This window comes from Faecalibacillus sp. MSK20_93 (assembly GCF_020589945.1).
Classification (GTDB): domain Bacteria; phylum Bacillota_I; class Bacilli_A; order Erysipelotrichales; family Coprobacillaceae; genus Faecalibacillus; species Faecalibacillus intestinalis.
In genome coordinates this window covers 1-23,900 of the sequence record NZ_JAJDKA010000034.1, presented here as the reverse complement: position 1 = coordinate 23,900, position 23,900 = coordinate 1, and the positions used below count along the sequence as shown (strand labels likewise).

23 protein-coding genes are annotated in these 23,900 nt (G+C 27.9%); all 23 read right to left on the bottom strand.

The genetic code is table 11. From position 1 onward, the window contains the following. Window positions 1-12 precede the first annotated feature (12 nt). Window positions 13-1,386 (bottom strand): glycine--tRNA ligase, encoded by a 1,374-nt coding sequence (locus LJD34_RS10350; protein WP_147579915.1) that lies wholly within the window; start codon window positions 1,384-1,386, stop codon window positions 13-15. 122 nt (window positions 1,387-1,508) lie between these two features. Beyond that, complete coding sequence (locus tag LJD34_RS10345) at window positions 1,509-2,423, bottom strand: alpha/beta fold hydrolase (RefSeq protein WP_147579916.1); 915 nt, start codon at window positions 2,421-2,423, stop codon at window positions 1,509-1,511. Continuing rightward, entirely contained in the window at window positions 2,420-4,252 is a 1,833-nt protein-coding gene (locus LJD34_RS10340) for a YgiQ family radical SAM protein (RefSeq protein ID WP_119363080.1), read from the bottom strand. The genes LJD34_RS10345 and LJD34_RS10340 overlap by 4 nt, the downstream gene beginning before the upstream one ends. 78 nt (window positions 4,253-4,330) lie before the next feature. Continuing rightward, window positions 4,331-5,080, bottom strand: a complete 750-nt coding sequence (recO, locus tag LJD34_RS10335; protein WP_022002186.1) for a DNA repair protein RecO — start codon at window positions 5,078-5,080, stop codon at window positions 4,331-4,333. After that, on the bottom strand, window positions 5,070-5,966 hold the full coding sequence (era, locus tag LJD34_RS10330; RefSeq protein WP_227359823.1) for a GTPase Era: 897 nt from the start codon (window positions 5,964-5,966) through the stop codon (window positions 5,070-5,072). The genes recO and era overlap by 11 nt, the downstream gene beginning before the upstream one ends. Then, complete coding sequence (gene cdd / locus LJD34_RS10325; RefSeq protein ID WP_022002188.1) at window positions 5,963-6,358, bottom strand: cytidine deaminase; 396 nt, start codon at window positions 6,356-6,358, stop codon at window positions 5,963-5,965. The genes era and cdd overlap by 4 nt, the downstream gene beginning before the upstream one ends. A gap of 1 nt (window position 6,359) precedes the next feature. Further along, window positions 6,360-6,821 carry an rRNA maturation RNase YbeY gene (gene ybeY, locus LJD34_RS10320; protein ID WP_032091524.1) on the bottom strand — a complete coding sequence of 154 codons (462 nt, stop codon included), beginning with the start codon at window positions 6,819-6,821 and terminating at the stop codon, window positions 6,360-6,362. Beyond that, window positions 6,799-8,859, bottom strand: coding sequence for a cysteine peptidase family C39 domain-containing protein (locus LJD34_RS10315; RefSeq protein WP_227359822.1), 2,061 nt, complete (start codon window positions 8,857-8,859; stop codon window positions 6,799-6,801). Before LJD34_RS10315 ends, ybeY begins: the two co-directional genes overlap by 23 nt. Before the next feature lie 66 nt (window positions 8,860-8,925). Then, the gene (locus LJD34_RS10310) at window positions 8,926-10,110 is read right to left on the bottom strand and encodes an aspartate aminotransferase family protein (RefSeq protein WP_227359821.1); all 1,185 of its coding nucleotides are present in this window, start codon (window positions 10,108-10,110) and stop codon (window positions 8,926-8,928) included. Between the two features lie 2 nt (window positions 10,111-10,112). Then, window positions 10,113-11,243 (bottom strand): M20 metallopeptidase family protein, encoded by a 1,131-nt coding sequence (locus tag LJD34_RS10305; protein ID WP_227359820.1) that lies wholly within the window; start codon window positions 11,241-11,243, stop codon window positions 10,113-10,115. Between the two features lie 9 nt (window positions 11,244-11,252). Continuing rightward, complete coding sequence (gene dapD, locus LJD34_RS10300; protein WP_022002193.1) at window positions 11,253-11,957, bottom strand: 2,3,4,5-tetrahydropyridine-2,6-dicarboxylate N-acetyltransferase; 705 nt, start codon at window positions 11,955-11,957, stop codon at window positions 11,253-11,255. A gap of 11 nt (window positions 11,958-11,968) precedes the next feature. Next, window positions 11,969-12,799, bottom strand: a complete 831-nt coding sequence (dapF, locus tag LJD34_RS10295; protein ID WP_117826017.1) for a diaminopimelate epimerase — start codon at window positions 12,797-12,799, stop codon at window positions 11,969-11,971. A gap of 394 nt (window positions 12,800-13,193) precedes the next feature. Beyond that, entirely contained in the window at window positions 13,194-14,795 is a 1,602-nt protein-coding gene (locus LJD34_RS10290) for an ABC-F family ATP-binding cassette domain-containing protein (protein ID WP_227359819.1), read from the bottom strand. A gap of 101 nt (window positions 14,796-14,896) precedes the next feature. After that, on the bottom strand, window positions 14,897-15,547 hold the full coding sequence (locus LJD34_RS10285) for an RloB family protein (protein ID WP_227359818.1): 651 nt from the start codon (window positions 15,545-15,547) through the stop codon (window positions 14,897-14,899). Between the two features lies 1 nt (window position 15,548). Further along, window positions 15,549-16,871, bottom strand: a complete 1,323-nt coding sequence (locus tag LJD34_RS10280; protein WP_227359817.1) for an AAA family ATPase — start codon at window positions 16,869-16,871, stop codon at window positions 15,549-15,551. Between the two features lie 219 nt (window positions 16,872-17,090). Beyond that, complete coding sequence (locus LJD34_RS10275; protein ID WP_227359816.1) at window positions 17,091-18,035, bottom strand: NAD(P)H-binding protein; 945 nt, start codon at window positions 18,033-18,035, stop codon at window positions 17,091-17,093. A gap of 85 nt (window positions 18,036-18,120) precedes the next feature. Beyond that, on the bottom strand, window positions 18,121-18,549 hold the full coding sequence (locus tag LJD34_RS10270) for a flavin reductase (RefSeq protein ID WP_227359827.1): 429 nt from the start codon (window positions 18,547-18,549) through the stop codon (window positions 18,121-18,123). 135 nt (window positions 18,550-18,684) lie between these two features. Further along, window positions 18,685-19,581 carry a tyrosine-type recombinase/integrase gene (locus tag LJD34_RS10265; protein WP_227359815.1) on the bottom strand — a complete coding sequence of 299 codons (897 nt, stop codon included), beginning with the start codon at window positions 19,579-19,581 and terminating at the stop codon, window positions 18,685-18,687. 24 nt (window positions 19,582-19,605) lie between these two features. Further along, window positions 19,606-20,196 carry an STAS-like domain-containing protein gene (locus LJD34_RS10260; protein WP_227359814.1) on the bottom strand — a complete coding sequence of 197 codons (591 nt, stop codon included), beginning with the start codon at window positions 20,194-20,196 and terminating at the stop codon, window positions 19,606-19,608. Further along, window positions 20,174-21,385, bottom strand: coding sequence for a hypothetical protein (locus LJD34_RS10255; protein ID WP_227359813.1), 1,212 nt, complete (start codon window positions 21,383-21,385; stop codon window positions 20,174-20,176). The genes LJD34_RS10260 and LJD34_RS10255 overlap by 23 nt, the downstream gene beginning before the upstream one ends. 10 nt (window positions 21,386-21,395) lie before the next feature. Next, window positions 21,396-22,334, bottom strand: a complete 939-nt coding sequence (locus LJD34_RS10250; protein ID WP_227359812.1) for an ATP-binding protein — start codon at window positions 22,332-22,334, stop codon at window positions 21,396-21,398. Between the two features lie 158 nt (window positions 22,335-22,492). Continuing rightward, window positions 22,493-23,134 carry a hypothetical protein gene (locus tag LJD34_RS10245; protein WP_227359811.1) on the bottom strand — a complete coding sequence of 214 codons (642 nt, stop codon included), beginning with the start codon at window positions 23,132-23,134 and terminating at the stop codon, window positions 22,493-22,495. A 52-nt stretch (window positions 23,135-23,186) separates the two neighbouring features. Next, window positions 23,187-23,705, bottom strand: coding sequence for a hypothetical protein (locus LJD34_RS10240; RefSeq protein ID WP_227359810.1), 519 nt, complete (start codon window positions 23,703-23,705; stop codon window positions 23,187-23,189). Between the last annotated feature and the right edge of the window lie 195 nt (window positions 23,706-23,900).

Here is a 23,900-nt window from a genome sequence, read left to right as displayed (position 1 = left end):
TGATCTCCTTTATTAGAAAGTAATTTTATCTTGAATATAATCTACTAATTGATCAATTGGTAAACGTACTTGTTCCATTGTATCTCTATCACGAACAGTAACAGCATTATCTTCCATTGTATCAAAATCAACAGTTACACAATATGGTGTTCCAATAGCATCTTGACGACGATATCTTTTACCAATTTGACCTGCAACATCAAATTCAACAGAGAAATGTTTAGCAAGTGTTGCATAAACTTCTTCAGCTTTTTCACTTTGTTTTTTAGTAAGTGGTAAAACTGCTACTTTATATGGAGCAATGGCAGGATGTAATTTCATCACTGTTCTTGTATCTCCATTTTCTAATGTTTCTTCTTGATAACTATCACAGAAAATAGATAAGAATAAACGGTCTGCCCCTACAGATGGTTCAATAACATATGGAATATATTTTTCATTTGTTTGAGGATCTAAATATTCTAAAGATTTTTTAGAATGTTCCATATGACGAGATAAGTCATAATCAGTACGATCAGCAATACCCCATAATTCACCCCATCCAAATGGGAATTTATATTCAACATCACATGTAGCCTTAGAATAGAAAGATAATTCTTCTTTTTCATGATCTCTGAATTTTAAATTTTCTTCTTTTAATCCTAAGTCTAATAAGAATTTTTTACAATAAGCTTTCCAATAATCAAACCATTCTAAATCAGTATCTGGTTTACAGAAGAATTCTAATTCCATTTGTTCAAATTCTCTTGTTCTAAAAATAAAGTTACCTGGTGTAATTTCATTTCTGAATGATTTACCAATTTGACCAATACCAAATGGTACTTTTTTACGAGAAGTTCTTTGAATATTTTTAAAGTTTACAAAGATTCCTTGTGCAGTTTCTGGACGTAAATAAACAACAGATTTATCATCTTCAACAACACCCATATGTGTTTCAAACATTAATTTAAATTGTCTAACATCAGTGAAATTACTTTTTCCACAGTTAGGACAAACAATATTATGTTCTTTAATATAAGACATTGTTTGTTCATTAGACCAACCTTCACTATGTACAGAAGGATCATATGCTTCAATTAATTTATCTGCACGATGTCTTGTTTTACATTCTTTACAGTCAATTAACGGATCAGAGAAACCACCAACATGTCCTGAAGCTTCCCATACCTTTGGATTCATGAAAATAGCTGAATCTAAACCAACGTTATAAGGAGATTCTTGAATGAATCTTTTCCACCATAAACGTTTAATATTGTTTTTCATTTCAACACCTAATGGTCCAAAATCCCATGTATTTGCTAGTCCATCATAGATTTCTGAACCTTGATATACAAAACCAGTTGATTTTGCATGATTTACTAATTTATCCATATCTTTAGTTGCCATAATTTTCTCCTTTTTTTACGATATAAATGAATAAAGACTTGGCTTTCCAAGTCTTCTATCTTTTTTTCGCGTACAAATAAAATACCCTTATAGTGGATATTTGTCAACCAACTATAAGGGTACTATATATAGGTTCTTTCGTCTAACCAATGCATAAAATCATGATAGACATCTCGATAATTATTATCATGTAAAATATCTTGTCTTTTATTATCATAAATCTTATATTGGAGATCTTTTAGACCATTTCCTTTTAATATTTGATAAAGTTTTATAGTATCTTTTCCATTTTTAGTAAGATTATCAAAACCACCTGATAATAAATAAACAGGTAAATAATCAGGTATATGTTTTAGATGATCTTCATCACTTACATATTTTATGTATTCCAATATATCATGATAGGCTTGATTTGTATAAACAAAATCACTTAAAGGATCTTCTTGATAAAGCTGTACTTCTTTTTGATTACTCATTTTATAACAACTATTTAAATTTTTTTGTAAAAATAAATCCACCGCTCTTTTAATGACTCTTGAACGATACATTGGTCCATGTAGTAAAATATTTAAATCAACAATCGTTTTCATACGATAATAAAAATTATTTTTCAGACATGTTCCAAGCAAAATCATTCCATTAATATAATCTCCATACGTCATGGCATATTTAAGTAATACAAGCGAACCAAAATCAACACCAATCATAAAATAAGGAAGGTCTTCATATCTTTTAGCGATAATATGTCTTAAACGTTGCATATCTTCAATCAAAGTATCAAGAGCATTTCCGCTTCCAAAATAGCCTTGTTCAAAATGATAAAGTGATGTACCATGCCCAGGAAAATCAGGCACGACTACAATAAAACCTTCATGACTTAAATATTCCGCAAATTTTTGATAACGGTCTGAATGTTCACATAATCCATGATGAAGTTGAATGATTCCCTTATATCTTAATATCACATTCGGTTGATAAATATCAAATTTAATATGTGTTTGTGTTAAGGAGGTATACGTTTCTGTAAGTTTCATCATTTATGCCCCCTTGTATAAGATCTGTTATAATTTTGCCTTTTTGTACGTGGTTTAATTAGGCATTTTTTACCAAATCCAATCAAATCTTTTCGATTAGCTTTGATCAAGGCTTCATATACAAGGTCATAGTTTTTAGGATTCTTATATTGAATCAAGGCTCTTTGCATCGCTTTTTCTTTAGGATCTTTTGGAACATAAACAGGTGTCATATCACGAGGATCCAACCCTGTATAATACATCGTTGTTGAAAGCGTTCCTGGTGTTGGATAAAAATCTTGTACTTGTTCTGGTTGATGATGAATATCTCTTAAATATTCCGCCAGTTCGATAGCATCTTCTAAACGGCATCCTGGATGAGAGGACATTAAATAAGGCACTAAGAACTGTTTTTTATTATATTTTTCATTAATACGATAATATTTATCAACAAATTTTTCGTAAAGCCCACGTCTTGGTTTGCCCATCTTGTCTAAAGCATGATTACTGATATGTTCAGGGGCAACTTTTAATTGTCCTGAAATATGATGTTGAACAAGTTCTTCAAAGAAATGATCATTTTTATCATACATGAGATAATCGTAACGAATTCCAGAACGTACGAAAACTTTTTTAACGTTTGGAAGCTGTCTTAATTTTGTAAGTAATGATAAATAATCTTCATGATCAACTTTTAAATTTTTACAAGGTTCTGGCCATAAACATTGTTTTGTAGGACAAGCCCCTTTGGTTTTTTGTTTATCACAAGCAGTATCTCTAAAGTTAGCTGTTGGTCCACCAACATCATGAATGTATCCTTTAAAATTTGGATCCCAAACCATTTTATTAGCTTCTGCAATAATTGATTCATGACTTCTTGCTTGAATAATTCTTCCTTGATGGAACGCTAAAGCACAGAAATTACATGATCCAAAACACCCTCTATTTGAAATAAGTGAGAATTTAACTTCATCAATAGCTGGAACGTGTTGATAACTTGGATGATAATCACGATTGTAATCATAACCATAAGCTCTATCGAATTCTCTTTGGGTAAGTGGTCTATTCGGTTTATTTTGAACCACATACCATCCTTGATAAGGTTCAACTAAGATTTTAGCATTATAATGATCGGTATTTAAATATTGTTTTTGGAAAGACTCCGCGTATTTTCTTTTAGATGTTGTAATTTCTTCGTAACTAGGAAGCATTATATAATCAGCTTCATTTAAATCATCGATATTTTTTGTTTTATAAACTGTTCCATCTAAATACGTTAAATATTTAATATCTAATCCACTATCTAATGCTTCTGCAACTTCAATAATACTGTTTTCTCCCATTCCAAACATTAATAAATCTGCATTGGCATCAATAATAATCGATTTTCTAACCTTATCACTCCAATAATCATAATGAGCTAAACGTCTAAGAGAAGCTTCAATTCCTCCAATTAAAATATTAGCATCAGGAAATGCTTGTCTTGCCATTTGACTATAAACAATAACCGCCCTATCTGGTCTTTTAAAACCTTCACCACCTGATGTATAAGAATCTTTATGTCTTCTTTTTTTAGAAACAGTATAGTGATTGACCATTGAATCAATATTTCCTGAAGAAATTAAAAAACCCAAGCGAGGTTTCCCAAATTGCCTAAATTCTTCTACCTTATGCCAATCTGGTTGCGATAAAAAAGCAACCTTAAAACCATTTGCCTCTAATGTACGACAAATAATAGCTGCTCCAAATGAAGGGTGATCTACATAAGCATCACCACAAATATAGACAAAATCTACCTCTTGCCATCCTCTTTCTTCCATTTCTTTTCTATTTATCGGTAAAAATTGTCCCATCTATAAATCCTCCCCTTACTTTTGTTTCTATTATAGTCAAAATATGTTTATAAAAAAAGACAAAAGTGTCTACTTTTGTCATATTTTTGAAAGACTTTGAATCATTTTCTTTGTTTTAAATAAAATCCCCGTCATCTCATCAACATAGTAATCCATAATTTCCATTAATAAATCAATAGATTCATCCGGTACTTTAAGTTGATCAATAGAATCAATCGTTAATTTATTAATATGACGAAAAGCCTTTAATGTTACCTTATCTAATTGTTTATCATGAAGTGATAAACAATCATGACAGACAAAGCCCCCATCTTCTAAACTGATTCCTGCTATATGATCTTGTCTTAAACATCTTACACAGCCATCAACTTGTAAAGCCATCCCGCATCTTTTTAAAATAAATGCATTATATAATAGATAAACCAATGGATAGGGATAACCATGATTTAGAGCATCTAATGATTTTTTTAAAGTATCAAAGATTTCTAAATCCGGTTGATTATCTTCTTCATTCTTTAAAACAAATTCCATAAAATAACTTGCATAAGCTTCTAATTCAAGATTTTCTTTAATATAACGATAAAAATCAACCGAACTTGCTTTAATCATCGTTGATAAACCATTTCTAGGTATAAAAGTAAACTCTGAAAGTGTAAGACTTTGACAAGCCGAAGCATTTTTACTTTTTAATTTTTTTACACCCCGAGCAATCAAAGTCATTTTTCCATAATCTTTAAAATACACAGTGACTAAAGAATCACTTTCTTTATAAGGATGCGTCTTTAAAACAATACCTAAAGAAACAACTTCTTCTTTTTTAATAGTCATCTTCGTTATAACCAAATTCTTTTAAATATTTTTGTTTATTACGCCAATTATTTTCAACTTTAACAAACAATTCCAAATGCACTGTTGTTTGTAAAAAACGTTTCATTTCTCTTTGTGCATTTTGACGAATTTTTTTGATCATCCTTCCTTGTTTACCAATCAAAATACCCTTTTGAGATTTACGATCAACAACAATTGTCGCAATAACTTCTACGCTGCCATCCTCTAATTCTGCCATTCTTTCAACAACAATCGCAACACTATGAGGAACTTCTTCTCTTGTAAAATAAAGGATCTTTTCTCTAATAAATTCAGCCATTACAAATCTTTCTGGATGATCTGTCATTTGATCTTTTGGATAATACATTATTCCTTCATTTAAATATGTTTTAATTGTAGAAATCAATGTATCCACATTTTGATCTTCTAAAGCTGAAATAGGAATGATTTCTTTAAAATCAAAAAGTTCTTTCCATTCTGTTAATTTTTTAATAACTTCATCTTTAGAAACAAGATCACATTTATTAAGTAAAAGGAAAACCGGTCCATCCGCTTCTTTTAATCTTTCAATAATAAAACGGTCTCCTCTACCAATCGTTTCATTTGCTGGTGCAATAAATAAAACCATATCCACTCCATAAATACTATTTAAAGCCGTCGTATTCATAAAGTTTCCTAAACCATCTTGAGGTTTATGGATTCCTGGTGTATCCATAAAAATGATTTGTGCTTCATTATCTGTATAAATACCTTGAATTGTATTACGTGTTGTTTGAGCAACATCTGACATGATTGCAAGCTTTGTTTTTAATATTTGATTTAATAAGGTAGACTTTCCAACATTTGGACGTCCTACAATACTGACAAATCCTGATTTAAAACTCATAAACTCTCTCCTATAAATACCATTGGTAATAATTCACCAATTGTATGTTTTTCTACTTTTTCTTTATTTGCTAGAAAGATGGGCATTTCTAAATCAACAAGTTCTGATAATACTTGGCGACATGCCCCACATGGAGAAGCAATCGGACTACAATCAGCAACAATTGCTAGTCCAATAATATCTTCTTTGCGATAACCTTTACAATAAGCGCCAAAGACAGCATTTCTTTCTGCACACATTGTTGACCCATAAGCAGCATTTTCAATATTACATCCTTGAACAAATGTTCCATCTTTTAAAGCAATACAAGCTCCCACTTTAAAATGACTATAAGGAACATACGCATTTTCTCTTGCTTTCCAAGCTAAATCGATTAATTTATTTTGATCCATATTATTTCCTTTCAATATTTAAAGCATTCAATATTTCTTTTTGTCTTGAAAACATCACTTTTTCATCTTCTTCATTCATATGATCAAATCCAAGTAAATGTAATAAACCATGTGTAAATAAAAAACACATTTCTCGATAAAATGAATGACCATATTCTTCTGCTTGCATTTTAGCATGATCAATTGAAATAAAAATATCTCCTATTTCTCTTGGCATACCTTCAATATAATATTGTTCACTATCTTCTAAAGCAAAACTAATAACATCTGTACTACGATCAATTTTACGATATTCCTTATTGATTTCATGAATACGCTGATCATCTACAAAAATAACTGATAATTCTAAATCATCATGAATATCTAATTGTTTACATGCTTCTTTAATAATTTCTAAATAAATACTTTCATAATCTTCTTTAAAATCTTCTACTTCATTATTAAGTGCTAAATCTATTTCCATAATCTTCCTCACCCACTATTTTTCCTGAATCAATTATAACACAGTCAAACTGGCAGTTCATCATATTTATTTGATGAGAAACAATAATCACGATGATCTTTTGAAAATTTAGATAATTTATCAATAATTGTAATCTTTCTTGATCTATATTACTAAATGCTTCATCTAAAATCAAAACATCGGGTTCACTTAATAGTGCACGAATAATCATCACAAGCTGTCCTTGTCCCGACGATAAAAAACCACCCTGTTCATCCAGTTTCAAATCTAAACCATTTACTAAATCATCCAACATAAAATAATGCAATAATTCTATCATTTTATCCTCTAAAAACAAACGATCAAAAATCATATTCGTTCTTAATGATTCTTTATAAAAAACGGGAGTTTTATTTAAATATTTAATATGACTATAATAACTATTTAAATCAAGTTCTTGTAGATTGATTCCATTAATAACAATTTCTCCTTTTGTTGGTTGTAATTGATTCATGATAAGTTTCAAAAGTGTTGATTTACCACTTCCTGTTTTACCTTGAATAAATAATGAACGTTCTATTTTTAATTGAAAATGATCAAAAAGAGGTCGGGTATAACCATAACTAAAACTTACATGTTTTAATTCAATGCTTTTTATCTTTTTGATTTTCTTTTTCCTATCTCTTTTTTCAGGTAACATTTCTTTATATCTTTCAAAAATAATTTGTAATTCATCATGCATCGCAATAAAGACTGATATTTTCATTAAAGGATTGATCATATAAGAAAGTAATAAATAAACAAGCATCACTGTTCCAAGGGTCATTTGTTGCTTTTTATAAATGATGATTGCCAATAATAAGACAGCCATAATCATGATTTGAATCAAGGCTTCTAATTGAACTTGATGTATATTGGTCATTTCATCATGATGATAGACATTCATAAAGTAAGTATCATAGAGATATCCTAGTTTATTTTTCATCATTTTTTTAACTTTAAACTGAATTGTTTGAAAATAGTTTTCTTGAAATTCTAATAGGCCATCATTTAAATGTTCTTTTTGTTCTAATATTTTTTTATTTTCAATATGTAGTTTTTTACTATAAAAATAAAATACTAAAAAAATAATAACCATTATCAATAAAACAATCAAAAACAAAAAGAATTGAATCGATAAAATAAAAATCAAAATGAAAAGCATTAAAATACTATCAATAAAGATCACATGATAAAATTCTATAAAATATTGACTTAATTCAAATAAATTTTGTGATCTTGATAACAATGTTCCTTTTTCTAAACCATCCATGTAATCATAATCTTGATAAATAAGATTTTGCATGGTTTTTAAAGCATATTCTTGATTAAGTTCTCTGCTTAATTCTAAAATTTGTTGTCTTCTTAAATAATCTAATAAAAGTTTAAAGGCATAGAGCACTGTAAAGCCAAGAGAAATGAAAACAATTTGATAGATTGGATACTTTGAAAAAGAATCAATCATCAATTGATAATAATGAGAAAAAATCATTGTAAGCATTGAAATAATAATGGTTTTAATCATCATCTTAATGATTGTTTGATAATGCTGTTTAAAATGATCTTTTAAAAAATTTTGAAAAGTATAATTCGTTCTTTTAGTAATTGGCATTCCTACATGATCAATCATGATAATAATTCCTGTAAACTGCTTTGAAAAACTTTCATAAGACATTTTTATGAGTCCTTTAGCTGGATCTCCTACTAAAAAATATCCATCTTTAACTTTATAGAGGATGACATAATGATAGAGATCATCTTGTTTTAAATGCACGATTGCTGGACAATTGACTTCTTCAAATAAATGTTTAAACTCACATTGATAAGCTTTTGCTTCTAGATGATATTTCTTTAAAACTTGTATCAATCCATAAACCGTAATGCCTTCTTTGGTAAGACGACAACGCTTTTTAATATTTTTAATTTCATCATCTCTTTTATAAAAGCTTAAGAGCATTTTAATACAGTATGCCCCACAACTGTTTTCATTATCTTGTAAAAAAATAGGATATTTCAACATATATTTATCACCTCATCATTATATATGTCAAAAACATCCTATTTTTCTTTTAATTTTTTCAATTTTTTAAATATTTTTTTCAATTGCTTGATCTAAAATAGCAATTGCTTGATCAACATCTTTTTCAGTTGTAATAAATGGTGGTAACATTCTTATAACATTCGCTCCTGCCATAACAACAATAAGTCCATTATCTAAACAAGTTTGAACAATATCTTTAACTGGTCGATCAAATTCTAAACCAATCATCAATCCTAAACCACGTCTTTCTTTAATACAAGAATATTTATCTTTTAAATCATCTAATTTTTCAATTAAATATTCACTGATATCTTGAACATGATCAAGCATTTTTGTTTCTTCTAAGATTTTAAAGACCGTTCTACATGCTTGACCAGCCATTGGATTTCCACCATAAGTAGAACCATGATCTCCAGGTTCCATCGCAGCAGCAAATTTTTTATTTGCGACAAAAGCTCCCATTGGAAAACCTGCCCCAATTCCTTTAGCTAAACATAAAATATCAGGTAAGATATCGTATTGGAAATAAGTCATGATTGTTCCTGTACGACCCATACCACATTGAACTTCATCTAAAATTAAAGCAATATCTTTTTCATCACAAAGACTTCTTAAACCTGTTAAGAATTCTTTTGAACAAACATAGACGCCACCTTCACCTTGAACAGGTTCAACGATGATAGCTGCTGTTTTTTCATTTACTAATGCTTTAACACTTTCTAAATCATTGATATTGGCATATTTAACACCTTCAATTAAAGGTCCAAACGCTTCTTGATAATGTGCATTTCCTGTAAGTTTAACAGATCCTGTTGTTCTTCCATGGAAAGAATGATTTAAAGAAATAATTTCACTATCCGCTTTTCCATGTTTTTGATAATAATATTTACGTGCAAGTTTTAAAGCACCTTCTGTTGATTCAGCTCCTGAATTTGTAAAGAATACTTTATCTAATTTTGTAGCTTTTTTAACACATTCAGCTGCTTCAATTGTTTCAACAGTATTAAAGTAGTTAGAAATATGCATTAATCTATGTAATTGTTTTTCCATGGCTTCTACATAAGCTGGATAATTATAACCAAAAGAATTAACACCAATTCCTGAAAAGAAATCAATATATTCTTTTTGATTTACATCATATAAATGAATGCCATCTCCATGATCAAATGTGACATTATATCTTCCATAAGCATGCATTAAAGCATCCAATGATCTATCATAATAATTCATTTTTAGTCCCCCAATTGTACATTTCTTGCAAGTTTTTCATAAAGTTCAACAGCTTGTACTAAAACCTCTTCATGAAAATTGAAAGTTGGTGTATGTAGACCTGAAGTATATTCTTTACATCTTGTCCCCACATAAAAGAAAACACCAGGAATCACTTTTTGATAATGAGCAAAGTCTTCTGCTAACATCACAGGTTCTTCAAGTTCTTCGAAGTTTGCGCCAACATTCTTTTTAAGTTCTTCATATAAATGTGCATCATTTAAAACAGGTGGGTTAAAAGGCTGACAGGCAAAATCAATTTGACAATGATATGCTTGTTCCATTCCTTGATTAAACCCTTTCATTGCTTCTACAATACGTGAAAAAACTTCTTCACTATACGTTCTAAGAGTTCCATGGAAACTTGTTTGACTAGCCACAATATTTCTGACCGTTCCCCCGTGTATTTCACCTATATTTAAAACACAAGGTTGCATAGGCGAAATCATTCGTGAAATGATACTTTGATAATTACTAATCAAAAAACTCGCAATCACAATTGAATCAATTCCTTCATGATACTTACCCGCATGTGCACTTTTACCATGAACCGTTACATCCAATTCACCACTTTCAGCCATTAAAGGACCTTTACGACAAGCAATTTTCCCTTCATCAACATCTGGGAACATATGTAAACCATAAATTCCTTTAACATGATATTTTTCAAAAATACCTGTATTAATAATTGATGGTGCCCCATTGACCACTTCTTCTCCTGGTTGAAAAATAAGCAAAACATTATGTGGTAGATCTTGAACATCTTTTAGCTTATAAGCAAGTCCAAGAAGTGCTGTCATATGTCCATCATGACCACAGGCATGCATTTTTCCTTGATGTGTACTTTTAAATGATACACCTGTTTGTTCTTCAATTTCTAAAGCATCGATATCACTTCTAAAAGCAAGTGTTTTTTCTTTATGAAAATCAAGATAAACAGCGATTCCCGTCTCTGTTATTTTTAAAGGTTGATACCCCATTTTTTCTAATTCTTCATAAAGATACTTTGATGTTTTATATTCTTGAAAACCGATTTCAGGAATGGCGTGTAAATGACGACGCCATGTCCTTATTTGATCTAATAATTCTTCCATAATCGTATCCTAGATTTTACGTAAATCATCCATTAATTGTGTTTTACCTTCAGTTTTTTCATCTTTTTGTTCTTTGATGATTCTTGCTGGATTTCCAACAACAACCGCACCAGCAGGTACATCTTGAGTAACAATACTTCCTGCACCTACAACTGCACCTTTACCAATATGAACACCTTCGATAACAACCGCATTTGCACCAATTAAAACATCATCTTCTAGAATAACAGGTGACGCACTAGGTGGTTCAATAACACCAGCTAACACTGCTCCAGCTCCAACATGACAATGTTTTCCAACTTCAGCACGTCCTCCTAAAACAGCACCCATATCGATCATTGATCCCTCACCAATTTTAGCACCGATATTGATAACAGCACCCATCATGATAACGGCATTATCTCCAATAGAAACATTTTCACGAATGAAGCATCCTGGTTCAATACGTGCATTGATATTTCTCATATCTAACATTGGAATCGCACTGTTACGACGATCTTGTTCAATAAATGAATCTTTGATTAAATCTTTATTTTCTTCAACATAAGCATTGATGGCATCTAAATCTCCAATAGCAATTTTAAAATGACTATCTCCAAATAAATGGAATGCATCTGTATCAGGTAAATTTTCACCTTTTAAATACATTTTAATTGGTGTTTGTTTCTTTGCATCACCAATATACTTAATAATTTCTTCTGCTGTTTGTAACATAAATTTCCTCCTTATATTTTTATTTTTCCTTCAAACACAGTTGTTGCTGGACCTGTCATAAAAATATGTCCCTCTTGAAGTTCAATTTCTAACTTTCCTCCAAGAAGCTCAACTGTTGCTTTTTCTTTACAATAACCATTCAAATAACTTGCATACATAACGGCACAGGCACCTGTTCCACAAGCCATTGTTTCCCCGCTGCCTCTTTCCCATACACGCATTTTTAAATAATGATCATTGATTACTTCAACAAATTCAGTATTGACTGATTCTGGAAATATTTGATGATGTTCAAATTGTTTTCCTATTGTTTCAATATCAAAATCTAATGAATCAACATACGTAATGACATGGGGATTCCCCATAGAAACAGCTGTTAAAGCATATTCTTGATCTCCAATCATCACTTTTTCATTAATCATTTTTTCTTGATCAAAAATAACAGGAATGTCTTTACAATTTAAAATTGGTTCTTGCATATCTACTTTTGCGCCAACAACTTCATCCCCATCAAAAATAAGTTCTACAATACGTAAACCTGCCTTTGTTTCAATATTTAAAACCTTTTTATCTGTTAAATGATGGTCATAACAAAATTTAGCAAAACAACGAATTCCATTTCCACACATCATTCCTTCACTACCATCTAGATTGAACATACGCATTTTAAAATCATATTGATCAGACTTTAAAATAACGATCATCCCATCTCCACCAATACCAAAATGGCGATTAGAAATACGACTAATAAATTCAGCATCCATCGGTACTTCTTGATGGATCCCATCAACATAAATATAGTCATTTCCAATACCTTCCATTTTTGTAAAATGTAATTCCACTTTATCACCTCACATTGTTTAAAACAATTTTACCAAAATGATAATTTTTTTCAATCTTCTTTATCATTTAATTTTATGACATCACATAAAAACACATGATTGAACCATTGTTCTATTATAGTTTTCATCTATATTATAACCATGAAAGATCAATCATCTTTCGTTAAATAATAAATTCATATTCCCTTCCCAATTATTATTTAAACAAAAAAGTCTTTAAAAAAGGCTTTTTTTGTTTAATAAGAAATATTCAGTTCACAATTGTTTATTATGATAATAGCAAGAAAGATAAATAATATTTAAACATCTTTCTTAGAAAAAAATTTTTTTCAAATTTCCTTCCCTTATAAAACATTATATATCGTAAACGAATAAAGGATCCTTCTTGGATCCTTTATTTTGTTTCTAATTCTTCTTTATATTCTAAATATTCATCGTATGTTGATAAACGATCAATCATACCATCTTTATTAAATTCAATAATTCTATTAGCAATTGTTTGTACAAATTGATGATCATGACATGTAAATAAAATATTTTCTTTAAATTGAATAAGACCTTGGTTTAAAGCTTGAATTGATTCAAGATCCAAATGGTTTGTTGGTTCATCAAAAATAAGAACATTAGCATCTTCCATCATCATTTTAGCAAGCATACATCTTACCTTTTCTCCTCCAGATAAAACATTGGCTTTCTTTAAAGCTTCTTCTCCAGAGAATAACACTCTTCCTAACCATCCTCTTAAATCTTGTTCATATACTGTTCCATCTGTAAATTGTCTTAACCAATCAACAAGTGATAATTCACAGTCATTAAAATATTTTGAGTTATCTTTAGGAAAATAAGATTGGCTTGTTGTCACACCCCATTTAAATTCTCCTTCATAATCTTCATCTTCACCCATAATAATTTTAAAGAAAGCTTCAGTTGCTTTATCATCTCCTACAAAAGCAACTTTTTCATTTGGTTGAATAGAGAATGAAACATTATTAATAAGCTTTTCTCCATCTACAAATTTTGTAAGACCTTCAACATTTAAAACAATATTTCCAACTTCTCTTCCTGGTTTAAAACCAATAAATGGATATCTTCTAAGAGATGGTTTAATATCGACCATTTCTAAGTTATCTAATAATTTCTTTCTAGAAGTTGCTTGTTTGGCTTTTGAAGCATTGGCACTGAATCTTGCAATAAATTCTTCCAATTCTTTTTTCTTTGCTTCAGCTTTTTTATTTTGATCTTTCGCTTGTTGAATTTGCATTTGACTATATTCATACCAGAAATCATAGTTTCCAACGTATAATTGAATACGGCTATAGTCAATATCAGCAATATGTGTACAAACTTTATTTAAAAAATGGCGGTCATGAGAAACAACAATGACAGTATTTTTGAAATTTAACAAGAAGTTTTCTAACCAATTAATACTTTTTAAATCCAAGTGGTTTGTTGGTTCGTCTAATAATAAAATATCTGGATCACCAAATAAGGCTTGCGCTAATAAAACTTTTACTTTTTGATTTCCATCTAAATCTTTCATATACATATCATGAAACTCAGAAGTAATTCCTAAACCATTAAGCATTGTTTCAGCATCAGCTTCAGCGTTCCAACCATCCATATCCGCAAATTCACCTTCTAATTCACCAAGTAAAATACCATCTTCATCATTAAAATCTTCTTTTGCGTATAATCTTTCTTTTTCTTGCATGATTTCATAAAGTCTTTTATTACCCATAATAACAGTTTCAACAACTTTATTTTCATCATAAGCAAAGTGATCTTGTTTTAAAACAGATAATCTTTTATGAGGTTCAATAATAACTTCCCCTTTATTAGGTTCAATTTCTCCTGCTAAGATTTTTAAAAATGTAGATTTACCAGCACCATTGGCACCAATAATTCCATAACAGTTACCTTCTGTAAATTTAACAGAAACATTTTCAAATAATGCTCTATCTCCATATCTTAATGAGACATTTTGTGTTGATATCATATCGTCATTCCTTTCTTTTAAGTAGCTTTGGTATTATGACATAAAACACAAAAAATGTCTATTAAAAGTAGATAAAATGGATTTTCAATATATTTATTTAATTACAAATGACAATCTTGAAATATTTTTTCAATGACTTTCCATATCATCAAAGACGGGTTTTCTTTATAAAATTGATAACCTTTATAATTTTGTATAACATAACCCTTTTCTTTATTTGAAGACATGATATTTTTTGAGCGTTTGATTGCTTTTTTAACATCTTCTATGTTAAGTTGTTGTAAACAACTATGAAAGTGATCTTTATGTTTATAATCATCCATACTCTTAAATTTCTTATTATAAGCCTTATTGATCATCGTGATGTATTGTTTCCTATCTATCATCATTTTATTACAATCCATTTTATGAAGAATCATCCACAAATCAAAAGTAAAATTACTATATCCAAATTTATAAGTAATATTTTTAATACGAGAAGCTTTTTTTAAATGATCAATAGTATGATGAAATTGTTGAACGTGAAAACAATCATTACTTTCGTAATCAGATAAATGCCAAATTTCTGTTTTGCTTGTAATAACCATTTTTTTAGCACGTTTATAAGGATCTTTTTCTACTTTACAATCCATAACTACTTTATATCTAGAACGATTACATTGATTTATATTATCTTTTAACCAATCAAGATACCATTTTTCAGTTTCCCCTTCGACACTGAAGTGATACTTTTTTGTTAACTTTCTTTCCATATCAGTTATCTCCTTTTGAAATCAATTCTTTAAATATTGGTGAAAAATCAATATCACATATTGCTCCATATTGAGAAATAAAATAATTTTTCATATAATCTTCATTTTTTCTAACACCATTTTTCCCTGCTGTTTTAAAATCTGATAAACAATATAAATCACTCAAATCATTTTCTTCATTTCTTTCAACAAATTTTATTTCATCCCTTCTAAACAAGTTAGAATTTAAGAAAATTGGATTATGACTATCAAAAATCAATTGTGCATGATGAATATTAATTTCATCATCATGAAAAATATTAATAATATTCATTAACGCCATTGGATGAATAGAAGCATCAAATTCATCAATAACTAATGTTCCTCCCGTATAAATTGCTTTTAATACTAAAGGAAATAAATTAATAAAACGAATGGTTCCATAGGATTCAAAAATCTTTGCATTAATAATTATTTTTTCCTGATTATTTTCATCATTTAAAATTGAACATAATTTTGTTTGATGATCATCATCGGATACCATATATCCAATTGCATTAGAATTCAAACCAAATATTTTGGCTGCTTCATTAGTGGTCTTTTCAACATAAAATCCTGGCGAGTTTGTATCTTCAAATCTACGAATAACTTCAATTGCATTTGCTTTATAAATAACCATAAATTTATTTTTAAACCACTGTTGAATCAAATCTACTATTTTTCTAGAAAGGATGAGTTTAAAACCATTCATTAAAAATAACTCTGTAGAATTAAGACTGGCATCAACAATATCTTTCATTCTGTTAAATGTATCTGCATTTACCATAAATAAATCTGCTAATTTCTTTGTATACTTTAAATCAACATGATTGTCTTTTCTATTAAAAATCAAATGATCATTAATACATAATTTTTCATCTATAATTACTCTTTGAAAACTTTTTTCTAAAAAGAAACCTATATTCATTGAAAATGAATATTCAATACAATAATTATCTTCAATAAATGAAATATAAAAACAAACAGGTTTTCTTTCTTTTAATTTATTATTTGGTATTAACTCCAAACAATTTGCTGCTTCATTGATAGAAGATTCATCAATATTTAAAATATGTCCTCTAAGTAAAATAGCACGCATCGTATCCATTGCTCCAATAATATTGGTTTTTCCTGCTGCATTAGGACCATAAATAACAGATGAACAAATTGCTTTTTTTCTTTTATTATCTATTTTTTTCTCAAAAACACTATAATCCAATCCTTTTTGTTTAGGTGCTGGTATCATAGAAAATGAAACTTCTTGTTGAAATGATTTATAATTTTTTACTTTAAAATCTAATAGCATATATCTCACCACCTTATAGCTATTTTATCATATGTATATTATTATATAAACGATTTTGCGTATTTATTGCAAAATTATTTATATTCTTTATAATTTATTAAATCATTTATTTAATTTTGTTAAATAAATGTAAAATATTTATTCATTATAGAATTATTAAACTTTATTTTTGAGCATCATAAAAGTGAATCCTTTATCGATTCACTTTTATTAGATATCTTATTTATCTTGAGAATGTCTTTCACCAATTTGGAATTCTTCTTGATGATCAAACATATATCTTACTGAAATAGGTGTATCTCCTGTAAGTTCAGTAAAGTCTTTTGTATGAATATCCATTTTACCTTCTCTAATAGCTTGAGCAAATGTAACCATTCCATCTGATGAAAATGGTGCTTCTGAATCTTTTTGGAATACACCATCTGTTGTTCTAGGAACACCCATAGCATCCCAAATTTGATAGTTTTCTTCATCAGTCACATTCACAAATGGAACATGATTTCCTGTACTGACATCTCCAATAGCACAGAATGTTGAAATTGTCATTAATTCTAAACCATTAATGTTCCATACTTTATGATGGAATTCATTTGATTGATGTAAAGCATAAGCTAATGCTTTCGCACAGTCTTTACGTGAAATGTAAGCCATTAAACCATCACCTTGTGAATTTGTAAGTGGTGCATTCATATGTGCATAAGTAAAGTAATTTGTGACCATTGCTTCAGCATATTGAGAATTTCTCATAAATTGATAATCTAAACCAACTTCTTGAATATATTTTTCAGTATAAATATGATCTTTCTTTTCTACTGATGGATTTGTTTCATCATCCGCATTGACTAAAGATGTATAAATAATTTGTTTAACACCTGCTGCTTTAGCAGCATCTACTGCATTTTTATGAGCATTTTGTCTTTTAGCACCAACAAATGGCATAGAAATCAATGCTAGAGCATCTGCTCCTTTAAAAGCTTCAGCTAATCCATCTGGATTATTAAAGTTTGTGACATGTGTTTCAATTCCTTTTTCAGCATATTTCTTTAGTGATTCTTCACTATATCCACAAAAAATTAAGTTTTCTACTGGTTCTAGTGTTAATAAAACATCAGCAGTTAATTGACCTAAGTTACCATCAACACCAGTTAATAATAATTTACCCATTGATTCTTCCTCCTATTTTACAGTAATATGATAACATTTTCACAAGATAATCATAGTCCTTATTTATTAATAAAGACTATAAGTTTTACTTATAGTTTTTAACCAATACCTTGACAATTTCTCCATAGTATTGACTATGAACCCCTTCTTCTTGGTACCATTCATAAACATTTTCATCAACACTCTTTTGATCAAAATCACTTTTACCCATAACCTTACATAAAATAACGACTGAACTCTCTTCAAAATAAGGAGCAACATCTTCATTATTAACAGTCATTCCACACTTTTCCATTTTATTTTCATTTCTACCAGAAACACGTCCAAAATAACCTAATTGATTTTTATGTTCTTGATCCATAAAACATATAGAATAATATTTAGCTTGATCAAAAATATGTTTAGAATAACGTGTTTTATGTACATAAACTGTAGCCATTGGCTTTCTCCATAAAACACCAAATCCAGACCAACCGATTGTCAGACCATTGGTTCCATTTCCATCACAAGCAATCGCAATAGCTGGTTTTAAAAGGATTAATATATTTAATTAAATCTTTGACTTCTATTTCTTTCATCCAACTCATTTCCTTAAACACCTTTATTAATACTTATAATAAACAAAAATAGGCAATGGATTTTCCATTGCCTACAGTTTATTTACTTGTCTTTTCTTTTCTTCATTAGAACTTTTATAATTTTCAGGTAAATTAAGTTTAAGTGACTGAACACCTAATAACTCCATCAATATATTCATATCCATACAACTCTTTAAACATCTTTCCTTATACATATTCCTTAAATCTTTAAAAGTTGTTTTAAATCCATACTTACTTCCAATACGATCCAATCCTCTTTGTAGTTTAGTAACTTCACTGACAACATATAAATTAGATGTTAAATAACAATCACTTTCTTTATCTTTTAAATATTCTTGTAAATAAAAAAACAACTCCTTAGGAATTGTTATATCTCTTAACATTGGCCATTCTACATCATAAACTTCATAAATCGTTTTCGATCCTATATCATCATTTTTAGTTCTTTGAGCTCTTTTACTTATATGAATTAGTTGATTCTCTAAATCAATATCGTTTACTTTTAAAGCAACAATTTCTCCAATCATCATTCCTGTATCCATCGCAAGTAAAATACTTAAACAAATATCATTGTTTTTATTTAAACAGTATTGATGTAATTGTTTAAATTGTTTATTTGTTAGATATTCTGTTTCTTTCTTTTCTTCTTCTATTTTGAGTAATGAAAAATCAATATGGTTGAAGCCATATTGATTTTCATAGGTTGTATAGATTGCTTTTAAGACATTTTTGATTGTTTTTACGACACTTGATGATAATCCTTTATTAAGTAATTTCATCAAGTATTCTTTGATAATATTTATATTTAATTGTTCTAATGAATTATGATCAAAGAAACTTACTAAATAATTATTTATAATCATCTCATATTTATCATATGTAGATGGTTTTACATCTTCTTTCTTACTTCTTAACCACTCAAAACATAATGTTTGACTATTAAGCAATGTGTTGTCACCTCCTGGGTTAATTTATTTATTATATAAAACATCTTCAATAATTTTGCTAATTTCTTTATTTTGTATATTTGAAACTAGTATGCTTTCTTTTAATTGATCTTTATCATATTTGCTAAAAAGTTCACTTGTTGCATTTTTGAAAAATTCTTTAGTTATTTTAGCAATATTACCAAAATCTAATAAAACTACTTCATTCATTTTATAAATTTCTATAATCTGATTTTTTAATTTGTCACCATCTTCATTGTTCAATTCATTTTTATTAAAGTAATCATATAATTTTATTGATTTACTTTTTATTTCTTCTTCATATTTTTCATTCATTAGTTTTATAGAAAGAGCTATTGGATATTTTAAATTATCATTTTCTATATTTGATATACTAACTTTCTTCATAACATTTTCATATCCGTATTTTATTATAAAAACACCTAGAGAATGATTAATCGCTGAAGTAAGAATATAAGTGATACTTGAAAAATCCATTATGATATCATTTGTGAAGTATACACTCTTCATCACTTTATAAACTTTTTTAGCATCTTCTGGATTTTCAAATCTATTATTGTTATTAATTATTTCATAAATCTTTATTATTTTCATATAATTCTATTCTCCCCTTTTCATATTTAAGTAATATTTCATAAATAATCAAAAAAAAGATTTCTTTTTCTAAAGTTTCTTCAGCATAGTGTTTAGTCTCCACGTTTAAAATTGCTTCTTTTAACATACTCCCAGGAATTTCCATAATAAACTCTGTTAATCTATCTTTAATTTCCCTCATATCAAAAAAAGTATTATATTTTTCACCTTTAAAGTCAAGAATGTTTACAGGATTTGTTATAAACATTTTTTGTATAATATCATTATCATATGCATATAAAGGATCATAAATTCTATTTTTATCATATTTTGTAAACAATACTAAGTTAGCATCGATAAATGGAGAAACTTTACTACTTTCCTCTGTTTTAGATGATGTATATAATAGACCATCATACTTTTCATCAGATATTACTTCGGATACTATTTGTGGAAGAACATATTCTTCATTAAAATACTCACCTTTTTTTGTAAAACTACAAATGGACGCAGCAATGGATCTTATTATTTCTACTTCAAAATTATTTTTATTTAATATTTCTTTTTCTTGTTTATTAAAAATTGGGTCAAGTTCATCGTTTATTAAAAAACTTAAATTATATCTAAAATCAAAAACTTTTAGATGACAATCTTCTTTTAAATAGAACCCTGAAATATAAACTGAATTCTCATAATTACAATTAATTTCTTTAAAAATATATTTAGGTGTAAAACCTAAGTACAACATCGGGCGTCCTGGTAAACTATATCTTTGATTTTTTATTAAAAATCTCTTTGTAAAAGGAATATGTAACATATCTATAGATTTTAGTTCTTCTTCACTTTTTCTTGCTCTAAACATTAACACATTATTTAAATCTATTTCTTCTAACAAATTATTTTCCTTAAAAAAATTGAGTACTTTTTCTTTTGAATTAGAAGTATTATTATTAATCCAAGATATATATACATCTTTGAAAACATCAAAGACTTTTTCTATTTTATTAATATCTATTTCTTTTATACAATCTTTTTGAGCTTTTAATCGTGTATATTCAATACAAATATTTTTATTTAATTCTTTTTTATAATCTTCTATATATATTTTCTTATATATGTCTAAACTTTGTTCATAACTATTTGATAAAGCTTCCGCTTTTTTTCTTAAAACTTTTTGGTTTTGTTTATCTAAAAAACAAAAAATACACATTTTTCTATCCTCATATTAACATCGAATTAAGCATTGTTAAATCAACAAGTGATTGCAATTCTTTATCATTTATGTTTTCTTTTTCTATTTCAATAAAGACAACTGTACAAGGTATTGGATATAATAAATCATTTATTATTTTTATGTAATCATCCTTGTATTCCTTACAAAAATATGCTTTTCCTGAAATAATTTCTATTTTACCAAAATAGTCACTGACTAATTTATCCATAACACTTAATCCTAAACCACCTACATTATTTGGTCTAGTTGTAAATTTAGGTTGTAGAGCTGTATTAATAAAACGGCTATCTTTATAAGATACATCATATTCATTTTGTTTAGACTTTTCACTATTAAATATAACTTCACTAAATGATTTTCCATTATTTGATACAATAATTTGAACCAATTTAGATGTCACTCTAATTCCAAAATACATTTTATATTGTCCATAATCAATTCCATCATTAGAATGCGTAATTACATTACCAACCAGTTCTCCAACAATTTGTTCTAATCTAGTATATAAAAAGCTATTATTTATTACTTTTTCATATCTTTCTAAATCATCCAATGGCATATCTCTTTGTTTATCAGAATAATTACTAAGAAATAAAAAATCATCTTGATTTTCTTTAGATAAATTTTCTATTTCTTTTATCCTAACTTTATTTTTATCATCCCCTAAAATAATAAATATTTTTTTATGATCTTGTAGTTCTAATCTATCAACACACATTTTAAAAATAACTAAACAAATAAAACTTATATATTTACAATTAGAAAAGTCATATGTAACTGTATTATATGATTTTGCTTGATTATACAAAGAAATAAGGTACATAAATTCTTCTTTTGAATTATGTATTTTATCTTTAATAGTTATTATCCCATAGGTTTGATTTTTATTCTCATTTTTTTCTTCATCTTTTTTTAGATTTATCATTGATACCATCACCTTCTTATAATATAAAATTGTGTAAATAAAATCTTGATAACTCTAATTAGCGTATATTTTTTACTAATTATACTTTCTAGTATCATAAAAAAATAAATATCTATTACATAGACTTTTTTTAGTACTTCTTTATAATCAAATTTTTATTATTGGTTCTTTAGACATTCTATTTCCCATTGTGATTGATCTAAATCATTTTTAGAAATTTCAACTTCTTTTTTTGCTTCGAAAAAATATTGTCTTCCTTTTTCATTCCTACAGCTAAATTCTAAAGTGAAAGAAACAATATTTTCTTCTTCCTTTGTAAAAATATTTTTATATTTAAGTATTAGAGATTCCTTAGATCCTAATATATTTTTTGTTTGCTGCTCAACATTATAATTTTTAGAACTTCCATCATACGTTATTATAAACTTTTTTGGCTCTATTTCTGAAGCAATCACTTTTGATACATTTAGAATTGTTATTTCTAAGTTTGAATATAAACCTCCCATTGATGAAAGGTTTATACTAAATTGTGGCCTATCGTTATTTTCTATCATAGAAAGATAACGATTAGCAATTTCAGTCTTTAATTCATCAATTTCTTTACTCTTTTTATTATTTTGTAACGCTTGATAAACAGATACTTCACCTAAAAATAATGTTGCTAAAACAGAAAGAAAACTTGAATAAAACAGTAATAATTGATTTCTTTCATAAGAATGTTTGAAAAAACTAATATGCAGGTCTATTGAGTAAATATAATTTATAATAAATGGCAATAAAAACATTGCAACTATAATCATTAATCTTAGTATAGAGCTAATAATAATTGCTTTTTCTTCATATTTTTCCTCTTTAATTATCCTTATTCTCTCTTCTTAATGCTTCATTTATTAAACTTTGTACAATGCTAAAAATATACGAAGAATTAATAATTTCATTTAACATATCTCTTAAATTATCCTCATTAGAAATAAAATATTTTGTTTGCGTTTTTCCAAGACTTTTTTCTGCAATATCCCTATTTAAAACAATTGTAACAGGATATGAAATTGAACCATATCTTACAAAAAACATTCTATACTTATAATTATCTAACCCCTTAACAGTTAAATATACTTCATATTTGAATTCTTGATAATCAATTTCTCCCAAATCAGTTTGAATATCAATTTCTTTTTTTGAATTCATAACTTCAGCAATTGAAGCAGCAGAAGAACGTCTAATATAAGAATCAATATTTCCGTTATATTCTACGATATTCGCCGACACATAATTACGTGAGGCGATATCAATAATTGATATTGCTTCTTTTATAACATCAAACGGTATTTCTTTACTCTCTAATTCAAAATTAAAGCTATTTTTATTCATGAATTATATCCTCCTCTAATTCTAAAACGATTGGAAAATGATCACTTATTTTTTTATTTGGATATCCTTTTTTATCCTTTAGACCATTTGTAATTATTTCTATTTTGTTCTGTTTAAAAAAAGGATGTTATGATTTTAAATAATGTGGACCCCATGTCAAGGACAATAAATAAAAAAGTACTTAAATTTGAATAA